Annotated in this window: 4 protein-coding genes; all 4 read right to left on the reverse strand. The window is 69.8% G+C overall.

All coding sequences use genetic code 11. The annotated features are described in order from the left end of the window. Positions 1–5: 5 nt before the first annotated feature. The 4 genes from ABZ382_RS30215 to ABZ382_RS30230 all read right to left on the reverse strand — a co-directional run bounded on the left by ABZ382_RS30215 (position 6) and on the right by ABZ382_RS30230 (position 20,366). A complete protein-coding gene (locus tag ABZ382_RS30215) occupies positions 6–680 on the reverse strand; it encodes a DUF6875 domain-containing protein (protein ID WP_357095901.1) in 675 nt (224 codons plus the stop codon). Then, the gene (locus tag ABZ382_RS30220; RefSeq protein WP_357095904.1) at positions 677–17,653 is read right to left on the reverse strand and encodes an amino acid adenylation domain-containing protein; all 16,977 of its coding nucleotides are present in this window, start codon (positions 17,651–17,653) and stop codon (positions 677–679) included. The genes ABZ382_RS30215 and ABZ382_RS30220 overlap by 4 nt, the downstream gene beginning before the upstream one ends. A 168-nt stretch (positions 17,654–17,821) precedes the next feature. After that, a complete protein-coding gene (locus tag ABZ382_RS30225) occupies positions 17,822–18,643 on the reverse strand; it encodes an SDR family NAD(P)-dependent oxidoreductase (protein ID WP_357096070.1) in 822 nt (273 codons plus the stop codon). Between the two features lie 70 nt (positions 18,644–18,713). Next, positions 18,714–20,366 (reverse strand): GMC oxidoreductase, encoded by a 1,653-nt coding sequence (locus ABZ382_RS30230; protein WP_357095906.1) that lies wholly within the window; start codon positions 20,364–20,366, stop codon positions 18,714–18,716. Positions 20,367–20,429: the final 63 nt, after the last annotated feature.

The raw sequence follows: 20,429 nt of genomic DNA on the forward strand, positions 1-20,429 counted from the left end.
GGCGATCAGTACGTGCTCCCTCGGTCGTCGGGTACCTGGACGAGCTTGTCGGACATCGCGCTGGCGATGAACTTGGGGATGGCCGGGGCGAAGATCTGCAGGTAGAAGTCCATCCATTCGTGGCGCGAGTTGAGGAACGGGAAATCGGTGGGCGCCATGTAGCGGATGGCGAGCATGGGCAGCGGCGCGTCGAGGGCGGGGAACGACGGATTGTGCAGCCCCGGAACGGTGCAGCCCGGATAGAACTGCCCGAGCATCAGACCCTGCTGGACGAATTTCGTCTTCTGGTCGTGCTGAACGGATTCGATGTCGGTGTACTCGGTGAGGTCGGGGAACACCGCCAGGACGGCCTTGAGCCTGGAATCGGGTTCCTTCAGGGGCGGCAGGGTGGGGAACAGGTCGTACAGATCGGCGACGATCTCGCTGATGCGCGAGCGGTCGATCGCACGACCGGTGATGAAGGCGGCCCACAGGGAATTGATGGTGATGGCGTGGCTGGTGTAGGGACAGACCGCGCCGGGACGGCCGAGGTCCGGGTGGGAGTGACACAGATAGTCGACCATCCACCGGCGCAGTTCACCCGCACGCGGGTACGCACCGTTACCCGCCGCGATATCGGGGTCGAACAGGTTGACTGGTTCGACGCCGGAACGTGTTCCGACGAATCGGTCGGTGTTCATGATCGGCTTGTCCTTGCTGGTGTTTGTGACTCTGTGGGGACAGTGCGGGGCGACCGGAAGTGCTCGGTGAGCACGAAGCCGATGGCGCGCAGCGCCTCTCGTTCGGTCATCCGTTCGTGCCGGACGGGAATCCGGTGCTCGGTGATTCGCCCGGTGACGTGGTCGGCCCAGGCGTGGGCGGGCGAGGACCCGTCGACGTGGTGGTCGTCGGCGCCGAAGTAGATCAGCTCGCCGTCGAACGATCCCGGCCGATGCTCCCAGGTGAGGTCGATCAGCCGGGTGTAGTCGCGTTGCAGGCGCACGACGTGCTCGGCGGTCACCGCGGTGAAGAGTCCGCCCTGCTGGTGCAGCAGCTCGGTCGCGGCGTCGACGGTCAGCTCGGTGGAGCTGTCCGGAACCGCGATGCCGCCGAACTCGGTGAGCATCGTCGCCACCGACGGTGTCGGAGCCCGTACGCTGCCGGCCGAGACGACGCGGGTGTCCATCATGGCCAAGGTGTCCACGGACTCGCCGTCGCGGCGGAGCTGGACGGCCATCGCGTGCGCGATGGTGCCGCCGAGCGAATAGCCGAGCAGATGATAGGGACCGTGCGGTTGGACGGCCCGGATCTCCCGCACATAGCGGGCCGCCAGTTCGTCGAGGGTGTCGAACCGCGCGGCGGGGTCGGACAGCGCGGGGGACTGCAGCCCCAGGAGGGGACGCTCGGGATCGAGGTATTGCACCAATCCGCTGAAACCCCACGCCAATCCGATCGCCGGGTGCACGCAGAACAGCGGCGGTTCGATGCCGTCCGCCCGCAGGGGCAGCAGGACCGCGAGCGCCTCGGCGAGATCCCCTTCCCCGGCCTCCGGTCCCTCGAGGCCGGCGCGGCGGTTCTCGATGCGGCGCGCCAGCGCTAGCGGCGTCGGATCGGTGAACAGCCACTGCAGCGGCACGGTGACGCCGGTGGACTCCGCGAGCAGCGCGACCAGTCGGGTCGCGGCCAGCGAGTTGCCGCCGAGGGCGAAGAAGCCGTCGTCGACTCCGACGCGTTCGGTGTCGAGGGTTTCGGCGTAGGCCGCGCAGACGGCGACCTCGATCGGGGTCGAGGGCGGCCGGAACCGGGCCCGGCGCAGGTCGGGCACGGGCAGGGCGTGGTAGTCGAGTTTGCCTGTGGCCGTGAGCGGTAACCGGTCGAGCGTGATGATGGTGGTCGGGATCATGTGGGTCGGCAATCGGGTAGCGAGGTGCCTGGTCAGCACCCCGGCATCCGGAGTCGAGTGCGGGGTGGGCACCACATAACCGGTTAGCACGTCGCCGCCGCCCGGCCGGGTGTGGACCGTGACCGCGGCCCGGGAGACGTCGGGGTGACCCCGCAATGCGGTTTCGATGTCGCCCGGTTCGATCCGGTGGCCGTTGAGTTTGATCTGGAGATCGCTGCGGCCCAGGTAACGCAGTCGCCGGTCGCCGTCCCAGGTGACCAGATCGCCGGTCCGGTACATGCGCGTCCCCGGCGGCCCCCACGGGGCGGGGACGAATCGCGAGGCAGTGAGACTGGATTGCCCGTGGTAGCCGCGGGCGATGCCCGGTCCGGACAGATACAGTTCGCCCGCCACTCCGGGCGGAACCGGCCGCAGTCCGCGGTCCAGGACCACGGCGGAGAATCCGCGGGCCGGGCTGCCGATCAGCAGTGGACTGTCCGTCATCGTGGTCACGGCTTCGTCGCCGAAACTCACGACGGTGGTCTCGGTGGCCCCGTACGAGCTGATCAGCGCGCGGCCCGGCACCCATCGGTTCAGCAGATCCGGTGGGCAGATCTCGCCGCCGATGATCAGGGTGCGCAGGGAGTCCAGTTCGGCGGCGGGCAGGGATTCGAGCACCGTCGGGGTGAGCGCGGCGTGGGTGACCTGTGCGGCGGTGATCCGCTCGGCCAGTTCGGCACCGGCGACGACTCCTTCGGGGGCGACCACCAGGGTGGCCCCGGCGGCGAGGGCGCTGACCCATTCGAGGATCGACACGTCGAAGCTCGGCGACGCCGCGGCCAGCATGCGAGACGAGGCGGTGAGGCCGTACCGCTCCTGTGCTTCGGCGGCCAGATTCGAGAGCCCGGCATGGGTGACCACGACGCCCTTGGGGATTCCGGTGGAGCCCGAGGTGTAGATCAGATAGGCGGGATGCTCGGGCCGGAGCGTGGCCGTGCGCTCGCGATCGTCGATCGCGGTGGCGCGCGCGAAGGCCGCCTTCGTGGCGAATCCGGGACTGTCGACGCTGAGCCAGGAGGTGGTGTCCGGCAGTCGATCCCGATAGGACTCCGCCGTCAGCCCGACGATCGGGTCGGCGTCGGCGAGGATGTCGCCGATCCGGTCCAGAGGCTGGCCGGGGTCGATCTGGACGAACGCCGCACCGGTCTTGGCGACCGCCCAGAGGGCGATCATGGCGTCGATCGAGCGCGGGAAGCCCACGGCCACCAGCGTTTCCGGTCCGGCTCCGGCGTCGATCAGGATGCGCGCCCACCGGTTCGAGGTCTCGTCGAGTTCGCGGTAGGACAACACGTCGCCGTCGCAGATCACCGCGTCCGAGCGGGAGTCCGCCGCGGCCGCCAGCAGCTGCGGCAGCGTCGAGGTCGGCGCGCCGGGCCCGCCGCGCACGGGCGCCGAGTCGGCCAGCTCCTCCGGTGACAGCAGCGGGACGCGCAGGAGCGGCAGATCGATGTCGTCGGTGATGGCGTCCAGTACCCGCCGCACCCGGTCGGCGAGGGCGTCGATCTGCTGCCGGGTGAACGAATCGGGCAGGTATTCGAAGGTCAGCTGTAGTCGGGCGCCGAGGTGCACGATCAGGCCGAGCGGGTAGTGCGCGGCGTCGCGTCCGTGCACGTCGAGGACGCGCATCCCGGCGATGTCGGTGTCCTCGGACAGACCTGCCGTGTCGACCGGGTAGGACTCGAAGACGGTCACGGTGTCGAATATCGCGCCGGTCCCGGCCGCCTGCTGGATCCGGGCGAGGCCGAGGTGGTCGTGGTCGAGCAGCGCGGCTTGTTCGGTCTGGATGCGCCGGAGCAGCTGGGCGAGGGTTTCGCCGTGGTCGAGCCGGACCCGGACCGGCACGGTGTTGACGAACAGGCCGACCATCGATTCGATGCCGGGGAGCTGCGGGGGGCGGCCGGAGACGGTGGCGCCGAAGACGACGTCCTCGCGCGCGGTCGCGCTCGCGAGCACGATCGCCCAGGCCGCGCGAACAATGGTGTTGAGGGTGGTCTCCTGCCGGTGGGCCACGGCGACCAGGGCCGCGGTGCGGTCTTCGCTCAGCCGCACCCGGACCTCGCGCGCGGCGTCGGCGCCCCGGCCGCCGTCCGCCCGGGCCAGCAGCGTCGGCTCGGTGACGCCCTCGAGCGCCCGGGTCCAAGCCGCTTGCGCCGCTTCCTGATCCCGGGTTTCCAGCCACACCAGGTAGTCGCGGTAGGGGCGGGTCGGGGGCAGCGCGGCGGGGTCGCCGTCGGCGGCGTAGAGGATCAGCAGTTCCCGGATCAGCAGCGGGGTGGACCAGCCGTCGATCAGGATGTGATGCATGCTCAGCACCAGCGTGTACCGCTGTGGCGAGATGTCGGCCAGCGTGAGTCGCAGTAGCGGCGCGGCGGTCATGTCGAAATGCCGGTCGGCGTCCATGAGTTGCTCGAGCGCGGCCTCGGCGTCGGCGCGTGCCGTGAGGTCGATCCTGTTGAACGGCACGTCGACTCGGCGGTGGACCAGCTGCACCGGTTCGCCCGTGCCGTCGCGCGCGAACGAGGTGCGCAGGTTCGGGTGCCGTCCGATGAGGGTCCGCAGGGCGCGGCGCAGCCGGTCCGCGTCGACCAGTCCGCCGAGTTCCATCCGGAGTTGCACGATGTAGTCGTCGCGGGCGCCGTCGGCGAGCTGGGCGTGGAACAGCAGCCCCGCCTGCAGCGGTGTGAGCGACCAAATATCCTCCAGCTCCGGGCATTCGGCCTCGATCCGGTCGATCGCGGTCTGATCGAGGTCGACGAGGTCGAGGTCGGAGGGCGTCAGCCCGCCCGCGCCGGGGCGGGACGCGTGCGTCGCGAGGGCCGTCACCGCGTCGCTCCACAGTTCCGCGAGGTCGGTGACGTCGGCGGCGGTGATCAGTCCGGCCGGGTAGTCCCAGGCGGCGGTCAGGGCGGGTCCGTCCGGAGTGTCCATGGTGGCCGCGTTGATGCCCAGTACGGCCGCCGCCGACGCGTCGGGAGGCTGCGCGCCGCCCGCGGCATCGGCGCCGGCGGGCATCCATCCGAACTCGAGCGCCGCGTCGGGAATCGTGTCGAACCGGCCGAGATAGTTGAAACTCACCTGGGGGTCGGGCAGCGCGCCCAGGACGCGGGCGGTCTCGGCGTTCAGGTAGCGCAGCAGCCCGTAGCCGGCCCCGTCGCCGGGGACCCCCCGCAGCTGTTCCTTCACCGACTTCACGGCCGCTCCCGCGGCGGCTCCCGCGTCGAACGCGTCGTCGATGTCGATGTCGGACAGGTCGATTCGCACCGGGTATGTGGTGGTGAACCACCCGACCGTGCGGGTGAGGTCGGCGCCGGGGAGCGCGGTGTCGTCGCGCCCGTGGCTCTCGAGGGTGAGCAGCGCCTCGGCGACGGTCTCGCCGCGGCTTCGCCGCCACCGGGTCAGCGCCAGGGCGAGCGCGGTGATCAGGGCGTCGTCCACCTTGCCGTTGAACGCGTGGGGCAGGGCGGTGAGCACGGCCCGGGTCACCGTGGTGGGCAGCGTGACCCGGACGGTGGCCACGGTGGCCTGTTTGTCCACGGCCGGGTCGAGCGGGCGCGCCCCGATGGGCGGATCGGCGGCGGCGAGCGTGGAACGCCACCGGTCGAGTTCGTCGAGATTCGCGGCGGCGGTGTCGAGGGCGTGCGCCCAGCGGCGCATGGACGTGCCGACGGGTGTGAGCTGCGGCGGCTGCCCGGCGGTCACCTGGCCCGCGGCGACAGCGAAGTCGGGCACCAGGATCCGCCAGGACACGCCATCCACCACCAGGTGGTGGGCGACGACCAGCAGTCGGCCCGGCCCGCCGCCGCAGTCGAACCAGACCACCTGCAGCACAATGCCTTCGGCGGGGTCGAGGCGCTCGGCGGCGGCCCGCGCCTCCACGTCGGCGATCGCGGCGAACGCGCCGCTGTCCGGCGCCGCCTCCACCGACACGTGCCGGATCAGGTCGGCGGCGGACACCTCGGTCGGCCGCACCTCCACCGCCCAGCCCGACGGATGCGCGGGATCGGGCGCCAGCCGGGCCCGCAGCATGTCGTGATGGTCGAGCACGGCCTGCACGGTCGCCTCGATGACGGTCCGGTCGACGCCGGCCGGCAGCGTGAGCATCACCCACTGGCAGAAGGACTCGAATCCGCCGCGTTCGAGCATCCAGCACATGATGGGCGTCAACGGCATCGGCCCGACGCCCCCGCCGGGCAGTTCCTCCGGAAGGGCGGCGCTGTCGTGGACGGCGATCCGGGCCAGTCCGGCGACCGTCTTGTGCTCGAACACCTCTCGTACCGAGAGCTCCAGGCCCGCCGCCTTGGCCCGGGTGACCAATTGGATCGACATGATGCTGTCGCCGCCGAGCGCGAAGAACGAATCGTCGAGCCCGATCGTGTCGATCCCCAGGACTTCCGCGAACAGCCCCGCGAGCGTCGTCTCGGTCTCGGTGACCGGCGCCCGGAATTCGACTCGGCCCGTGCTGAAGTCGGGTTCGGGCAGTGCGCGGCGGTCGATCTTGCCGGTCTCGGTCGTCGGCAGCGCGTCGAGCACCATCACGGTGGCGGGGACCAGGTGCGGGGCCAGACGCTGCCCGGCGACGGTGAGGATCGCGACGGGGTCCAGTTCGGCGCCGGGTTCGGGCACGACATACCCGATCAACCGATCACCGGTGGATCCGTGGTGCACGGCCGCCACCGCGCGGGCCACGCCCGGGCAGGCCAGCAGACCCGATTCGACCTCGCCGAGTTCGATCCGGAAGCCGCGAATCTTGACCTGGAAGTCCGTCCGCCCGACATAGTCCAGCGTCAGACCTCCCCCCGGCAGCCGCAGCCACCGCACCAGGTCCCCGGTGCGGTACATGCGCTGCCCGGGGTTCGCGAACGGATCGGCGACGAACCGGGACGCGGTCAGACTCGTCCGGTTGCGGTATCCGCGCGCCAATCCCGGTCCGGTGAGGTACAACTCGCCGACGACTCCGACCGGCACCGGGCGCAGCCACGCGTCGAGCACGATCTCGCCGACGCCGCGGATCGGTCCGCCGATGGTCGCGGTCTCACCCGGCACCATCGGCTCGCCCGCATCGGTCTGGATCGTGGCCTCCGCGGGACCGTAGGTGTTGAAGAGGTTCCGGCCCGGCGCCCACCGCGACACCAGTCGGGGCGGGGGCGCTTCGCCGCCGATCACGACCGTCCCCAGGTGCCGCAGCCCGGCGGGGTCGACCGTGCCCAGGGCGGTGGGGGTCAGCGCGGCATGGGTGACCGCGTGCCGCGAGATGATCTGCGCCAGTTCGCTTCCGCCGAGGACCGTCGGCGGCGCGATGACGAGGCGTCCGCCGGACGCGAAGGCCCAGAGGAGTTCCAGGATGGCCGCGTCGAAAATGGGCGACGCGGCGTGCAGCACCCGCGCGCCCGGCCCGATGTCGAACCGCGAGCACTGCTCGGCCACCAGGTTCGCCAACCCCCGGTGCGAGACCACCACGCCCTTGGGCACTCCCGTCGAGCCGGACGTGTAGATCACGTACACGGGGTGGTCGAGTCGAATCGGCCGGACGCGCTCGGTATCGGTCACCGGCAGCGCGGGTGACCGCGCCACCTCCGCCGCGATATCCGGGTCGTCGAGGACCAGCCACCGCACCGAGCCCGGCAGCCGATCCTTCCACTCGGACAGCGTGATTCCGATCGTCACACCGGAGTCGGCGAGCATGTGCTCGACCCGTTCTCCGGGCGTGCGCGGATCCACCGGGACGAATGCCGCCCCCGACTTCGCCACCGCCCATACCGCGAGCACCGACTCGTAGCAGCGCGGCAGTCCGATCGCGACATTCGTCTCCGGTCCGGCACCGAGACCGATCAGCGTGCGCGCCAACCGATTCGACTCCGTCTCGAGCTCGCCATAGGTCCACTGCAGGTCCCCGCACACCACCGCCACCGCGTCCGGATCCCGGGCGTGGGTGGCCGCGAGCAGTTCCGGCAACACCCGCTCCGGCACCGCGGGATCCCCCGAGACCGGCGCCAGTTCGCGGTATTCCCGCGGCGCGAGCAGATTAAGCCGGGCGAGCGGCACATCGGGGTCTGCGGCCAGCTCGCCCAGGACGTCCAGGATCCGATGCAGGGTCGCCGCGATCGTGTCCCGGTCGAAGAACTCGGGCAGGTATTTGATCTCCAGGTGCAGTCGATCGTCGACGCGTCCGACCACGCCCAGCGGATAGTGGGCCGCGTCGGAACCGGTCACGTCGACCAGCCGCATACCGGCGATATCGGTGTCCGCGGTCAGCCCGTACCGGTCGACGGGGAAGGACTCGAACACCGTCATCGTGTCGAAGACCGCGCCCGGGCCGACCACGCGCTCGATCTCGGCCAGCCCGACGAACTGGTGGTCGAGCAGCGCCGCCTGCTCGGCCTGGACGCGGTCGAGCAATTGCCCGACCGTCTCCCCGGCGTCGAGGCGAACGCGCACCGGCACCGTGTTGATCAGCAGCCCGATCATCGATTCGACGCCCGCGAGCTGCGGGGGCCGCCCGGAGACGACCGCGCCGAACGTCACGTCCTTCCGAGATGTCAACGCGCCCAGCACTATCGCCCACGCCACCTGGATCAGGGTGTTGAGGGTGATGCCGCGGGACCGCGCGCGGCCGATCAGCGCGGCGGTCTCCGCCTCGCCGAGTTCTCCTGACAGCTCCCGTGATTCGGTGTAGCGGCGGCCGGGATCGGGTGCGGCCACCAGCGTCGGCTCGTCGGCGCCCTCGAACGCACGCGCCCAGGCGTCGAGCGCCGCGGCCGGGTCCTGCCGGGCGAACCAGGTCAGGAAGTCCCGGTACGGACGCACCTCCGGCAGCGGGGTGGGGTCGCCGTCGGTGGCGTAGAGGACCAGCAGCTCCTTCAGGAGCAGCGGCGTCGACCAGCCGTCGAGCAGCAGGTGATGGTTGGTCAGCACCAGCCGGTACCGCTCGGGCTCGATGGTGGCCAGCATCCAGCGCAGCAGCGGGGGACGAGCCGGGTCGAACCGGGTGGTGCGGTCGGCGGTCAGGATCCGCGTCCACTCGCGATCGCGGGCGTCGGCGTCCAGGCCGGACAGGTCCGGTTCCGACCAGGGCGCTTCGGCGGCGGCGTCGACCACCTGCACCGGTTCCGGATCGGTGACGAACGCGGCGCGCAGGTTCGCGTGCCGGTCGAGCAGCAGCGCCGCGGCTCGGCGCAGCCGCTCCGCGTCGACCCGGCCGCGCAGCTCGAGCACCAGTTGGGTGATGTAGGCGTCCACCGACTGCTCGGACACCAGCGCGTGGAACAGCAGGCCCTGCTGGAGTGGGGCCAGGGGCCAGACGTCGCTCAAGGCCGGGTACCGGTGCTCGAGTCCCTCGATGTCGGATTGCCCGAGCTCGGCGGTCAGATCCGACGGCGTCCGTCCGCCACTTCCGGCGCGGCGGACATGCGTCGCCAGCGCGGTCAGCGCCGACCGCCAGTTCTCGGCGATCTCGCCCACCGCTTCGCCGGTGAGCACCCCTGCGGGGTACGACCAGATCGCCTGTAGCCGAGGCTCTTTCGCGTCGTCCAGGACGGTGACTTCGATATCGAGTACCGCGGTCACCGGCATGTCCGGGGGCCGGGTGCCGAGGAGCTCCGCCTCGGCTGTCCCGGTGGCGACGCGGCCGCGGTAGGTGAACGCGATCTGCGGCGGCGCGGTCGCGAGAGCCGGTCCGGCGTCCTCGTCGAGATACCGCAGCAGGCCGTAGCCGATCCCCTGTTCGGGGACGGCGAGCAGTTGCTCCTTGACGGACTTGACCGCTGCCCCTGATGCGGGTCCGCCCGTGTGGGCTTCGTCGAGATCGATGCCGGACAGATCCAGGCGCATCGGATAGCTCGTGGCGAACCAGCCGACCGTCCGCGCCGGATCCGAGCCCGGTACAACGTCTTTCGCGCGGCCGTCGCCTTCGAGGCGGATTGTGACGTCCGCGGCGGCCGCTGTCCCGTGCTCGCGCCGCCACCGCGCGATCGTGACCGCCAGCGCGGTCAGCGGCCCGTCGTTCACGCTGCCGTGGAAGGCTGCGGGCACGCTGGTCAGCAGGGCCTCGGTCACGTCGGGGTCCACGTCGATCCGGACGGAGCGGGTAGTCGCGACCACGTCGATCGCCGGGTCGAGGGGCCGTGTGCCGAGCGGGGGATCGTCCCCGGCGGTCATCGCTCGCCACAGTTCGAGCTCGGTGGCGCGTTCCGGCCGCCGGGCCGCCTCGACCAGCCCGTGTGCCCAGCCGCGCATGGACGTTCCGGTCGGGGCCGGATCGGGTGGTTCGCCGGAGTCGACCGGTGCCCACGCGGCCGTGAGGTCCGCCGCCAGCACCTGCCAGGAGACGGGATCGATCGCCGAACGATGAACCACCAGCAGCACGGTTCCCGGTTCGGCGGAGCCGGCCGGATCGAACCAGACCACCTGCGTGACGATCCCGGTTCCCGGATCGAGCCGGTCCGCGGCGGCCTCCAGCTCGGCCGCCGCCAACGCACGGAATTCGCGTCGGCCCAGCGCTTCGATCGGCACTCGCACGAGGATGTCGTCTGCGCGAATCATTCCGGCGGGCAACACCTTCCATGCCCACTGCCCGTCGCTGCCCGGGTTCAGCTGCGTACGCAGCATGCCGTGCCGATCCAGGACCCTCTGCACGGCATCGGCCAGCCGTTGCCGGTCGATCCCTTCCGGCAGAGGCAGCATCGTCGCTTGGGCGAAGCGGGCGCACGCGGACCCCGTCCGTTCGAGCAACTCCCGCATGATCGGTGTCAGCGGTAGCGGGCCCGCGTCGGGCAGTTCCGCCGAAAGCTCTGTCGCGGAGTCGCTCTCCCGGGTGGCGACCAGGGCGAGCCCGGCCACGGTCTTGCGCTCGAACACATCGCGTGGCGAGAACGTCACGCCCGCGGTTCTGGCCCGGGTCACCAGCTGGATCGACATGATGCTGTCGCCGCCGAGGGCGAAGAAGGAATCGTCCGCGCCGACCCCGTCGGAGCCCAGGACGTCCGCGAAGCAGCGGGCGATGATCTGCTCGGTCGGCGTCTCGGGCGCTCGGAAAGGCTTGTCCGCAGCGAACACCGGCTTCGGCAACGCCTGCCGATCCAGCTTCCCCATCGGCGTCAACGGCACCCGATCCAGCACCATGATCGACGCCGGAACCATGTAGGACGGGAGCCGGTCGCCCAGATACTCGGTCAACACCGACGGATCGATCGAACACCCCGGCGCGGCAACGACATACGACACCAGCGATTGCGCCCCCGACTCGGCGCGACTGCCGACGGTCGCCGCGTAACTCACCGCCGCGTGCGCCGCCAGCGCCGCATCGATCTCGCCCAGTTCGATGCGCAGACCCCGGATCTTCACCTGGAAATCGGACCGACCCACATGTTCGACCGTCCCCGCGGACGTCCACCGGGCCAGGTCTCCGGTCCGGTACATGCGTTCGCCCGGCGCCCAGGGGCACGCGATGAAACGTTCGGCCGTCGCGCCCGACCGGTGGTGATACCCGCGCGCCAGTCCGCCACCCGCGACATACAGTTCGCCCGCCACGCCGACCGGAACGGGCTGCAGCCGCTGGTCCAGAATCCACCCCGACACACCGCGAATCGGGCCACCGATCGTCACCGCGTCACCCGCCGTCAGCGGTGTGCTCAGGGTCGCGGCGATGGTTGTTTCGGTGGGCCCGTAGGTATTGAGCAGGGCGTGGCCGGCACCCCAGTGCTGGACCACGTCGGCGCCGTAGTCCTCGCCGCCCACCATGAGGTGGGTCAGATCCGGTAGCGGCCAGCGGGTGTGGTCGATGGTCGACAGCGTGGACGGCGTCATCAGGACATGGCTGACGTGTTCGCGGGCGATCAGGTCGGCGAGTTCGTCACCGCCGTAGACGTCGCCGGGCGCGATGACCATGGTGGCGCCGGAACCCAGCGACAGCAGCAGTTCCAGAACCGACACGTCGAAGCTGGGTGAGGCCATGTGCAGGGTCCGGGAATCGGATTCGATGCCCATGGCGGCGCGGTGCTCGATGGCGCAGTCGTACAGACCGCGATGGGTGACCGCGACGCCCTTGGGCAGTCCGGTCGATCCCGAGGTGTAGATGAGGTAGGCGAGATCGTCGACTCGCAGCGGCCGGGTCCGCTCACCGTCGGTGATGGGCCGACCGTCGGCCACGTCATCGGCGTGATCGAGGTCGTCCGGTGTCAGCCAATCGATCCCGTCGGGCAGCCGGGAGCGCACGGCCGGCACGGTCACACCGATGACCGCCTCCGACTCGGTCATCAGGTGCGTGATCCGTTCCCTCGGATGACCCGGATCGATCGGCAGGAACGCCGCCCCCGATTTCGCGACCGCCAATTCGGTCAGCACCGAGTCCGGGGACCGCGGCATCCCGATCGCGACGATGTCCTCGGGGCCGATGCCTCGCCGAATGAGCGCTCGCGCCAGACGATTCGAACGCTCATCCAACTCGCGATAGCTCAATCGCTCCCCTGCGAACACGATCGCCGTGGCGTCGGGATCCTGTGCTGCCGCGGCCAGTAGATCCGGCAGCGTCATCGGGGCCGCGGCGAGAGCACCGTGGTGGCTCAGCAGATCGGCGCGCTCGGCGGGCTCGAGGACCTCGATCGCCCCGACCGGAACGGTCGGATCGGCGACCACCGACTCCATGATCCGGATCCACCGGTGGACAAGGGAATCGACCGTCGCGGCATCGAACAGGTCCGTGGCGTAGGTGACCGTCATCGTCATGCCGCCGCTCGCGTGGTCCGGCGAGAGGATGAATTGCAGGTCGAAGCGGGACGCGGTGCCGGGCAGATCGATCACCGACAGCTCGAGGCCGGGCAACACCAGCGTCACCGGTTCCAGGTTCTGGAAGGCCAGCAGCACCTGGAACAGCGGATGGCGAGCCTGGGACCGCTGCGTGACCAGCTGGTCCACCACCAGCTCGAACGGGATATCGGCATGATCGAACGCGTCCAGATCCACCTGCCGGACCAGGCCGAGCAGGCCGGCGAACGACTGGCCCCGATCGACGGCGGTCCGCAAGACCAAGGTGTTGACGAACATCCCGACCATCTCGTCGAGCGCCGCCACGCCACGCCCCGCGATCGGTGTGCCGACCGGTATGTCGGTGCCGCCGCTCATCCGGGCCAGCAGGACCGCCAACGTCCCGTGCACCACCATGAACAACGAGGAATCATGCTGTCGCGCGCAGGTCTCCAGCCCGCCGACCAGGTCCGCGCTCAACGAGAAATTGGTGGTCGCACCACGATTCGACATGACCACCGGCCGCGGCCGATCGAACGGCAGCGGCAGCTCGTCGATCATGCCGTCCAAGGTCTCGGTCCAGTAGCCGAGCTGCCGGGCGCTCAGCGACTCCGGCTCGTCGGGCGAACCGAGGACGTCCCGCTGCCACAGCGCGTAGTCCGCGTACTGGATGGGCAGCGGTGTCCACGAGGGGGTTTCACCGCGCAGCCGGGCGGCGAAGGCCATGGTCAGATCGCGGGCCAGCGGAGCCATGGAGAAGCCGTCCGCGGCGATGTGATGCACGACGACGGCCAGCAGGTGTTCGGGTTCCTCGGCGTCGGCCACCCGGAACAGCCGGGCGCGCACCGGCACCCGGGTGCTCACGTCGAAGCCCTCGGTGACGAATTCGGTGACCGCCGGGACCAGTTCGCCGGACGGCACCATCGTCAGCGCGGGATCCGAGTCCAGGCGGTCGACGGATTCGACCACCTGGATCAGCACGCCGTCATGGTCCGGGTACCGGGTGCGCAGCGATTCGTGTCTGGTCAGCACGTCGATCAGGGCCAGTCGCAGGGCCTCGACGTTCAGTTCGCCCCGCAGCCGCAGGGCGATCGGCATGTTGTACGCCCCGGAGCCGGTGTCGTACTGGTTGAAGAACCACATGCGTTGCTGCGCCGGGGCCAGCGGCACCAGATCCGGGCGCGGAGCGGCGATCAGCGGTGGCCGGGATCGCCGCTCCGATCCGGCTTCCTGCTCGATCCTGGTGGCCAGTTCGGCGGTCGTGGCCGTGTCGAACAGCAGCCGCACCGGAATCTCGGTGTCCAGCGCGGCGCCCAGGCGTGCCGCGACCCGGGTGGCGACCAGGCTGTCCGCGCCGAGGGCGAAGAACGAGTCGTCGATCCCGAGGGCGTCGATGTGCAGGACGTCGGCGAAGGTCTCGGCGATGAGACGCTCGGTCGGGGTCCGGGGCGCCCGGTACGGCTTGTCGTCGGCGAACACCGGTGCGGGCAAGGCTTTTCGATCGAGCTTGCCGGTCGGCGTCAACGGTATCCGGTCCAGCACGACGATCGCGGCCGGAACCATGTAGGGCGGCAGGCGATCGGCGAGATGATCCGCCACGAGTGCGGTATCGATCGTCCGGCCCGGTGCGGCAACGACATACGAGACGAGCTGCTGGGCTCCGGAATCGGCGCGATAGCCGATCGTGGCGGCGTAGCCGACACTCGGGTGACCCGTGAGCACGGCGTCGATCTCCCCGAGCTCGATACGCAGACCGCGGATCTTGACCTGGAAATCGGACCGGCCCAGATGTTGGATCGCACCGTCGGCCGACCAGCGGACCACATCACCGGTCTGGTACATGCGCTCACCGGGCGACCATGGACACGCCACGAACCGCTCCGCGGTCAACCCCGCCCGGCGGTGATATCCACGAGCCAGAAGACCACCGGCGACATACAACTCACCCGCCACACCGACCGGCACGGGCTGCAATCGCTGGTCGAGGATCCAGGCCGAGACGCCGCGGATGGGACGGCCGATCGTGACGAGCTCACCCGCCGACAACGCGGTCAGCGTGGCCGCGATCGTGGTCTCGGTGGGCCCGTACTCGTTGTACAGCCGACGGGTTCCGCTCCACCGTTCGACCAGCTCGGTGCCGTAGTCCTCGCCGCCGACGACCAGATGTCCCAGATCCGGTAGGGCCCACCGGGTGTGGTCGATGGTGGAGAGCGTCGAGGGCGTCATACACGCGTGGCTGACGTGTTCGCGGTCGAGGAGTTCGGCGAGTTCGTCGCCGCCGAAGCTGTCGCCGGGCGCGACGACCATGGTCGCGCCCGCGCACAGCGCCAGCAGCAGTTCCAGGACCGAGACGTCGAAGCTCGGCGAAGCCAGATGCAGTGTGCGAGAGGACGGTCCGATGCGCAGGGCCTCCCGGTGTTCGACGGCGCAGGTGTGCAGTCCGCGATGGGTGACGGCCACGCCCTTGGGCAGGCCGGTCGATCCGGAGGTGTAGAGGACGTACGCGATATCGTCGACCCGCGGCGGCCGCACCCGATCACCGTCGGTGATCGGCCGAGCGTCGCCCTGGTCGAGGTAATCCGTTGTCAGCCAGTCGATGTCGTCGGGGGACCGGGCGCGGGCGACCGCCGCGGTCAGGCCGACCGCCGCCCTCGAATCGGTCAGCATGTGGGCGACCCGTTCGGCGGGATGGCCCGGATCGATCGGCAGGAAGGCGGCCCCCGACTTGGCCACCGCCCACACTGCCAGCACCGAATCGGCGGACCGCGGCATGGCGATCGCGACGATGTCCTCCGGACCGATGCCCCGCTCGATCAGCTTCCGGGCCCACCGATTCGAGCGTTCGTCCATCTCCCGGTAGCTCGCCGTCCGCCCCCCGGCGACGATCGCCGCCGCCTCGGGATCCACCGCGACCGCGGCGGCCAGCAATTCGGGCAGGGTGACCGGCGCGGTCGCGGGCGCGCCGCGGCGCGTCAGCAGATCCTCGCGCTCGGCGGGGTCGAGCACGTCGATCGACCCGACCGGAACGGCCGGATCGGCGACCACCGACTCCAGGATCCGGATCCACCGACGGACAAGGGAATCGATCGTCGCGGCATCGAACACATCCGTGGCGAAGGTGACCGCTCCGGTCGTATCGTCCGCACCGGCGGGCGTCGACAGGTTGAATTTCAGGTCGAAGCAGGATGTTTCGCCTACCTGTCCGATTGCGAGCAGCACTTGGCACGCGGGGTTTCGCGATAGTTGCTCCGCCACTTGTTCGAACGGGATATCGGCATGGTCGAATGCATTCAGATCTGCCTCGCGAACCCGGTCGAGTAATTCGGTGAACGGTTCTCGAGGATCGACTTCGGTGCGCAACAGGACAATATTGCCGGATTGCCCGACAATATCGTCGGCCGGTGTGCCGACGGGAATATCGGTGCCGCCGCTCATTCGCGCCAGCAATGCCGCCAATGCGGCGTGCGCCACCATGAAGAACGAAGAATCATGCTCCCGTGCGCAATTCTCCAATCCTCGAACCAATCCCGCGGGCAAGGAGAAATTCGCGCTCGCGCGCCGATCCGACATCACCGTCGGCCGCGGCCTGTCGAAGGGCAGCGGAAGCTCTTCGGGAAGGTCCGCGAGGGCCGTCCGCCAGAACGTCAGATTCTCACGGTTGCGGCGGATCCCGGCGCCTTCGGCGGCGCTGCGGGGATCGACCTGTCCGAGCGCGGCATCCGGGACGGCGGCGAACTCGTCGAGGAACTCCGCGAATCCGGTGCAGTGCGCGGACAGTTCGCGGTCGGTGTAGAGGTTCGGATTGGCCAGGAACTGGAGGACGGTCCGCGGCGGATCCCCGGTCCGATACACATCGATCAGCAGATCCTCGACCGGGCCGGAGCTGAGGATGTGGAACTGTCCGGTCACCGAACCGAACTCGAGCTTGTGGTCGAAGATCATGACGTTCACGACCGGGCCCGCGAACCTGCGCTGCGTACCGGGGATCCCCAGGGCGGCGCGAATGTCGGGGAGGCCGCACCGCTGATGCCGCAGGACGCCCACCAGATCGGCCTGCACCCGCAGCGCCAGCGTCGCGACGGTGTCGGCCGGCTCGAGGGTGATCGGCAGCGGCGCCACATTGACGAAGACCCCCGCGGATCGCCGCAGCACGGCGGTCGTGCGACCCGACACCGGAATATTGACCAACACGTCGTCGCGGCCGGTCTTGCGGGCCAGATAGCAGCCGAACGCGGCGATCACCAGTGCGGCCGGGCTCGCCCCCACCGCCGTCGCCGCACGGTCGATCCGGTCCATCGTCGCCGCCGACAGTTCGGTGATCACGACGGCACTGTCCGCGCAGGGGGGCGCCTGCCTGGCGGCCAGACTGGTCTCCTCGTCGATCCCGGCGAGCTTGTTCGCCCAGTACGCCTGGTCGTCGGCGAATCGCTTCGACTCCCGGTAGCTGCGATCGGCCTCGTACAGGGCGCGAATGTCCGCGGGCTGGTTGGGCTCCGCCTCCTGGCCCCGCACCGCCGCCGTGTACAGCGCCGCGATCCGGTTCACGATCACCATGGCGCCGTAGCCGTCGAGCGCGACGTGATGACACCGGCTGTACAGCAGATAGTCCTGATCGCCCACCTGCAGGATCGCATTGGCGACCAGCGGGCCCCGGGCCATGTCCAACGGTGCCGTGTACTCCCGGCGCATCCAGTCCACAGCGGCCGCGAAGGGATCGGGTGAATCACGGACATCGATCAGCGCTGCCGCCAAGCCGAGAGCCGGGTCGTACAGCAGAAACGGCGCACCGTCGGCCTCGACCAGTCTCAGGTACCCCGACTGGAACTCGTGGCCCGCTCGAATCGCGGTATTGCACAGCGTTTCGATGTCGAGGTCGCCGTGGAACTCGATGTATTGTGCCTCGGATATCGGCACATCGGGGCTCAATTTCTGGGCCAGCCACAATCCCTGCTGTCCGGCGGACAGCGGTATGGGCAGCGGTCGCGGTGCAGTCATGGTTTCCCTTTGAACTCTGACCGCGCTTTATTCGCGCATTATCTACTGCAAAACCCCGACCGCGGCCAGTATATGCCCGCGGGTAGTTGCTGTACACCGCCCGAGGCCGAAATGGTTTCAGCTTCAACACAAATGGTTTCAGCTTCAATTCAACTTCTGTTTCGGCGTTCAGCTCTGGAGTCGATGCTCCATGAAACGCCGGACCTGGCGACGGTGGACGGCGGACCAGGCCTGGACCCGGACCGCCCACCAGGGCGCCACCTCGCCGGGTCTGGCGGTGACGGCGTGCGCGACGAGGTCGGCGGCCTCGTCGACGGTCAGGGCCGGGATCCGGTGGAAGTCGGTGGGGGCGCTCATCCGGGTGTGGACCAGCGGCATGTAGACCGAGGTGATGGTGACGCCGTCGGCGGCGATCTCCGCGGCGACGCTGCGCAGCCAGACGTCGAAGGCCGCTTTCGAGGCGCCGTAGGCCGCCCAGCGCGGACTCGGCGGCATGAGCACACCCCAGGTGGAGACGTTCACGATGTGTCCCTGCCCGCGGGCGCGCATGGCGGGCAGCAGGGTCAGCAGCAGCCGCACCGGGCCGAGGTAGTTGATATCGATGGTGCGGGTGAAATCGTGGAAGCGGTCGTAGGACTCGGCGATCGGGCGCCGAATCGACTTGCCCGCATTGCTGATCACCACGTCGATGTGCCCGTGCTCGGCCAGCAGCTTCTCACCGAGCAGGCCCACGGCCTCCATGTCGGTCAGGTCGGCCGGGTAGACGTGGGCGATGCCGCCCGCGGCCGTGATCTCGGTGGCCAGCTGTTCCAGTTCGGGCCGCGAACGCGCCACCAGCAGCACTTCCGCGCCCGCCGCGGCCAGCTTGCGCGCACTGGCCTTACCGATGCCGTGCGAGGACCCCGTCACCAGCACGATCTTGCCGGTGACAGCCGTCCGCAACGACTCCTCGGCGGGCCGGAATGTCGGGTACAGCAGCCGGATCGCCAGCCGCTCGGTGCGTGAGCGCCGACGGTGTGGGACCGGAGTCTCCTCCACCAATCGACTGTATCCCTCGGCGCTAACCCCCGGAACCGATGATCCGCTCGATATTGCGCTCCGCCAGCGCGGCGATCGTCAGGGAAGGATTGACCGTTCCGGTGCTGCCGGGCACGGCCGCCCCATCCATCACGTACAGGTTCCGGTAGCCGCGCACCCGGCCGTATTCGTCGGTCGCGCGTCCGATTACCGCGCCGCCCAACGGGTGCGCGGTGATCGAGGCGTTCGCGTCCAGGTCGGGTCGCGGGATCAGCTCGCAGTGGCAGCTCATGGTGTCGTTGACCTCGCGGGCTCGGGCGAGATACCCGGCGGCGCCGTCGGGCGGCCACAGCAGGTCCACGCGCCCGTCGTCCGCGTAGACGAACCGGCCGCGGGTGTCGTCGAGCACCATCCCCAGCGATCCGACGAGGCCGGTGTCGAAGGGCGTGGTGCCGGGAACGAACCAGCTCTCCAGCGAGACCGGCGCGCCCGCCTCGTCCAGGATCCGGCTCGCGGACGGCGTGCCCTGTGTGCCGACCTCGAGCGTGGTGAGCGGCCGAGCCAGGGCGACATCGCCATTGCTTCCCCAGCCTTCGCCGATGTGCTCGTTCAGGTTGGGCAGCGCGCCGGTGGCCCGCGCGCGTACCAGGAGTTCGGAGGTGCCGACCGAGCCGGCGGCCAGGAACAGCATGTCGCAGGTCAACGTGCGGGTGCGGAGGACTTCACCGGTAGGGGCCAGCTTGCTCACGGTGACGGCATGGCGGCCGGGTTCCGCGGCGATGGCGTCCACCCGATGACCCGGGTAGATCCGGGCGCGGCCGGTGTCCTCGGCCCAGCGCAGATAGTTCTGGTTCAGATCGAATTTCGCGCCGTTGGAGTTGCCGAGGTCGGAACAGCCCACCGTCGCCGACGGCAGCGATCGTCCGGCCAGCTCGTCGCGAATCACGTCCCACCGCCAGGTGCCGTCGATGGGCTGCGGGTCGTAGCCGGCCGCGCGGGCCTGTGCCTCCCAGGCGCGGGAGTGCGCGAACGCGGGGGAGCGGTAGATGTCGTCCGGTATCGTGCTGGGCCGCAGCATCTCTCGCACCCTGGGGTAGTAGATGTCGTGCATCTCCCGGTAGTCGACCACGCCGCGGAATACCTGGTCGAAGAACCGCTCTTCCGGTTCGATCATCACCCCGGTGAACACCACCGAGCCGCCGCCGACGCACGCCGCCCGCCACACGTCGATGCCCGGGTAGTTGCCGACATCGAGGACCCCGCCGAACGAGTCGACCGCCACCGGGATCCGGTTCGCCCCGGTGAAGGTGGTCCGATGCCAGAAGCCGCGGCCGTCCGGGATCGTGTCCACGGCGAAGATAGGGCGCCACGGATCGTTCGGCCAGCGCGATCCGCGCTCGAGCACCGCGACGTCGACCCCGGCCTGCGCCAGGCGCAGCGCGGTGACCGCCGCCCCGAACCCGGATCCGACGACGATCGCGGAAACGTGATCGGCCGGGTCCGGCAGGGGCGCGAAGATCTCCGGCACCAGCGCGCGGTAGATCGGCGTGTTCGGGCTCTGGCCGGGGGCATCCGCCCGGGCGAGCGATGCCGCCGCGCCCGTTCCCGCGAGGCCCAGCAACGCCGCGGCCGAACCGATGCCCGCGAGGAAACAGCGCCTGTCCATAGTGGTCCGCCCGCCCGATTCGACCGTCATACCAGCACACCTGGCAATCTCATAGCGAATCATTATCATAAAGGGCAGGTCAGGGGGTGGACG

The organism is Nocardia sp. NPDC005825 (genome assembly GCF_040630175.1).
Taxonomy (GTDB): domain Bacteria; phylum Actinomycetota; class Actinomycetes; order Mycobacteriales; family Mycobacteriaceae; genus Nocardia.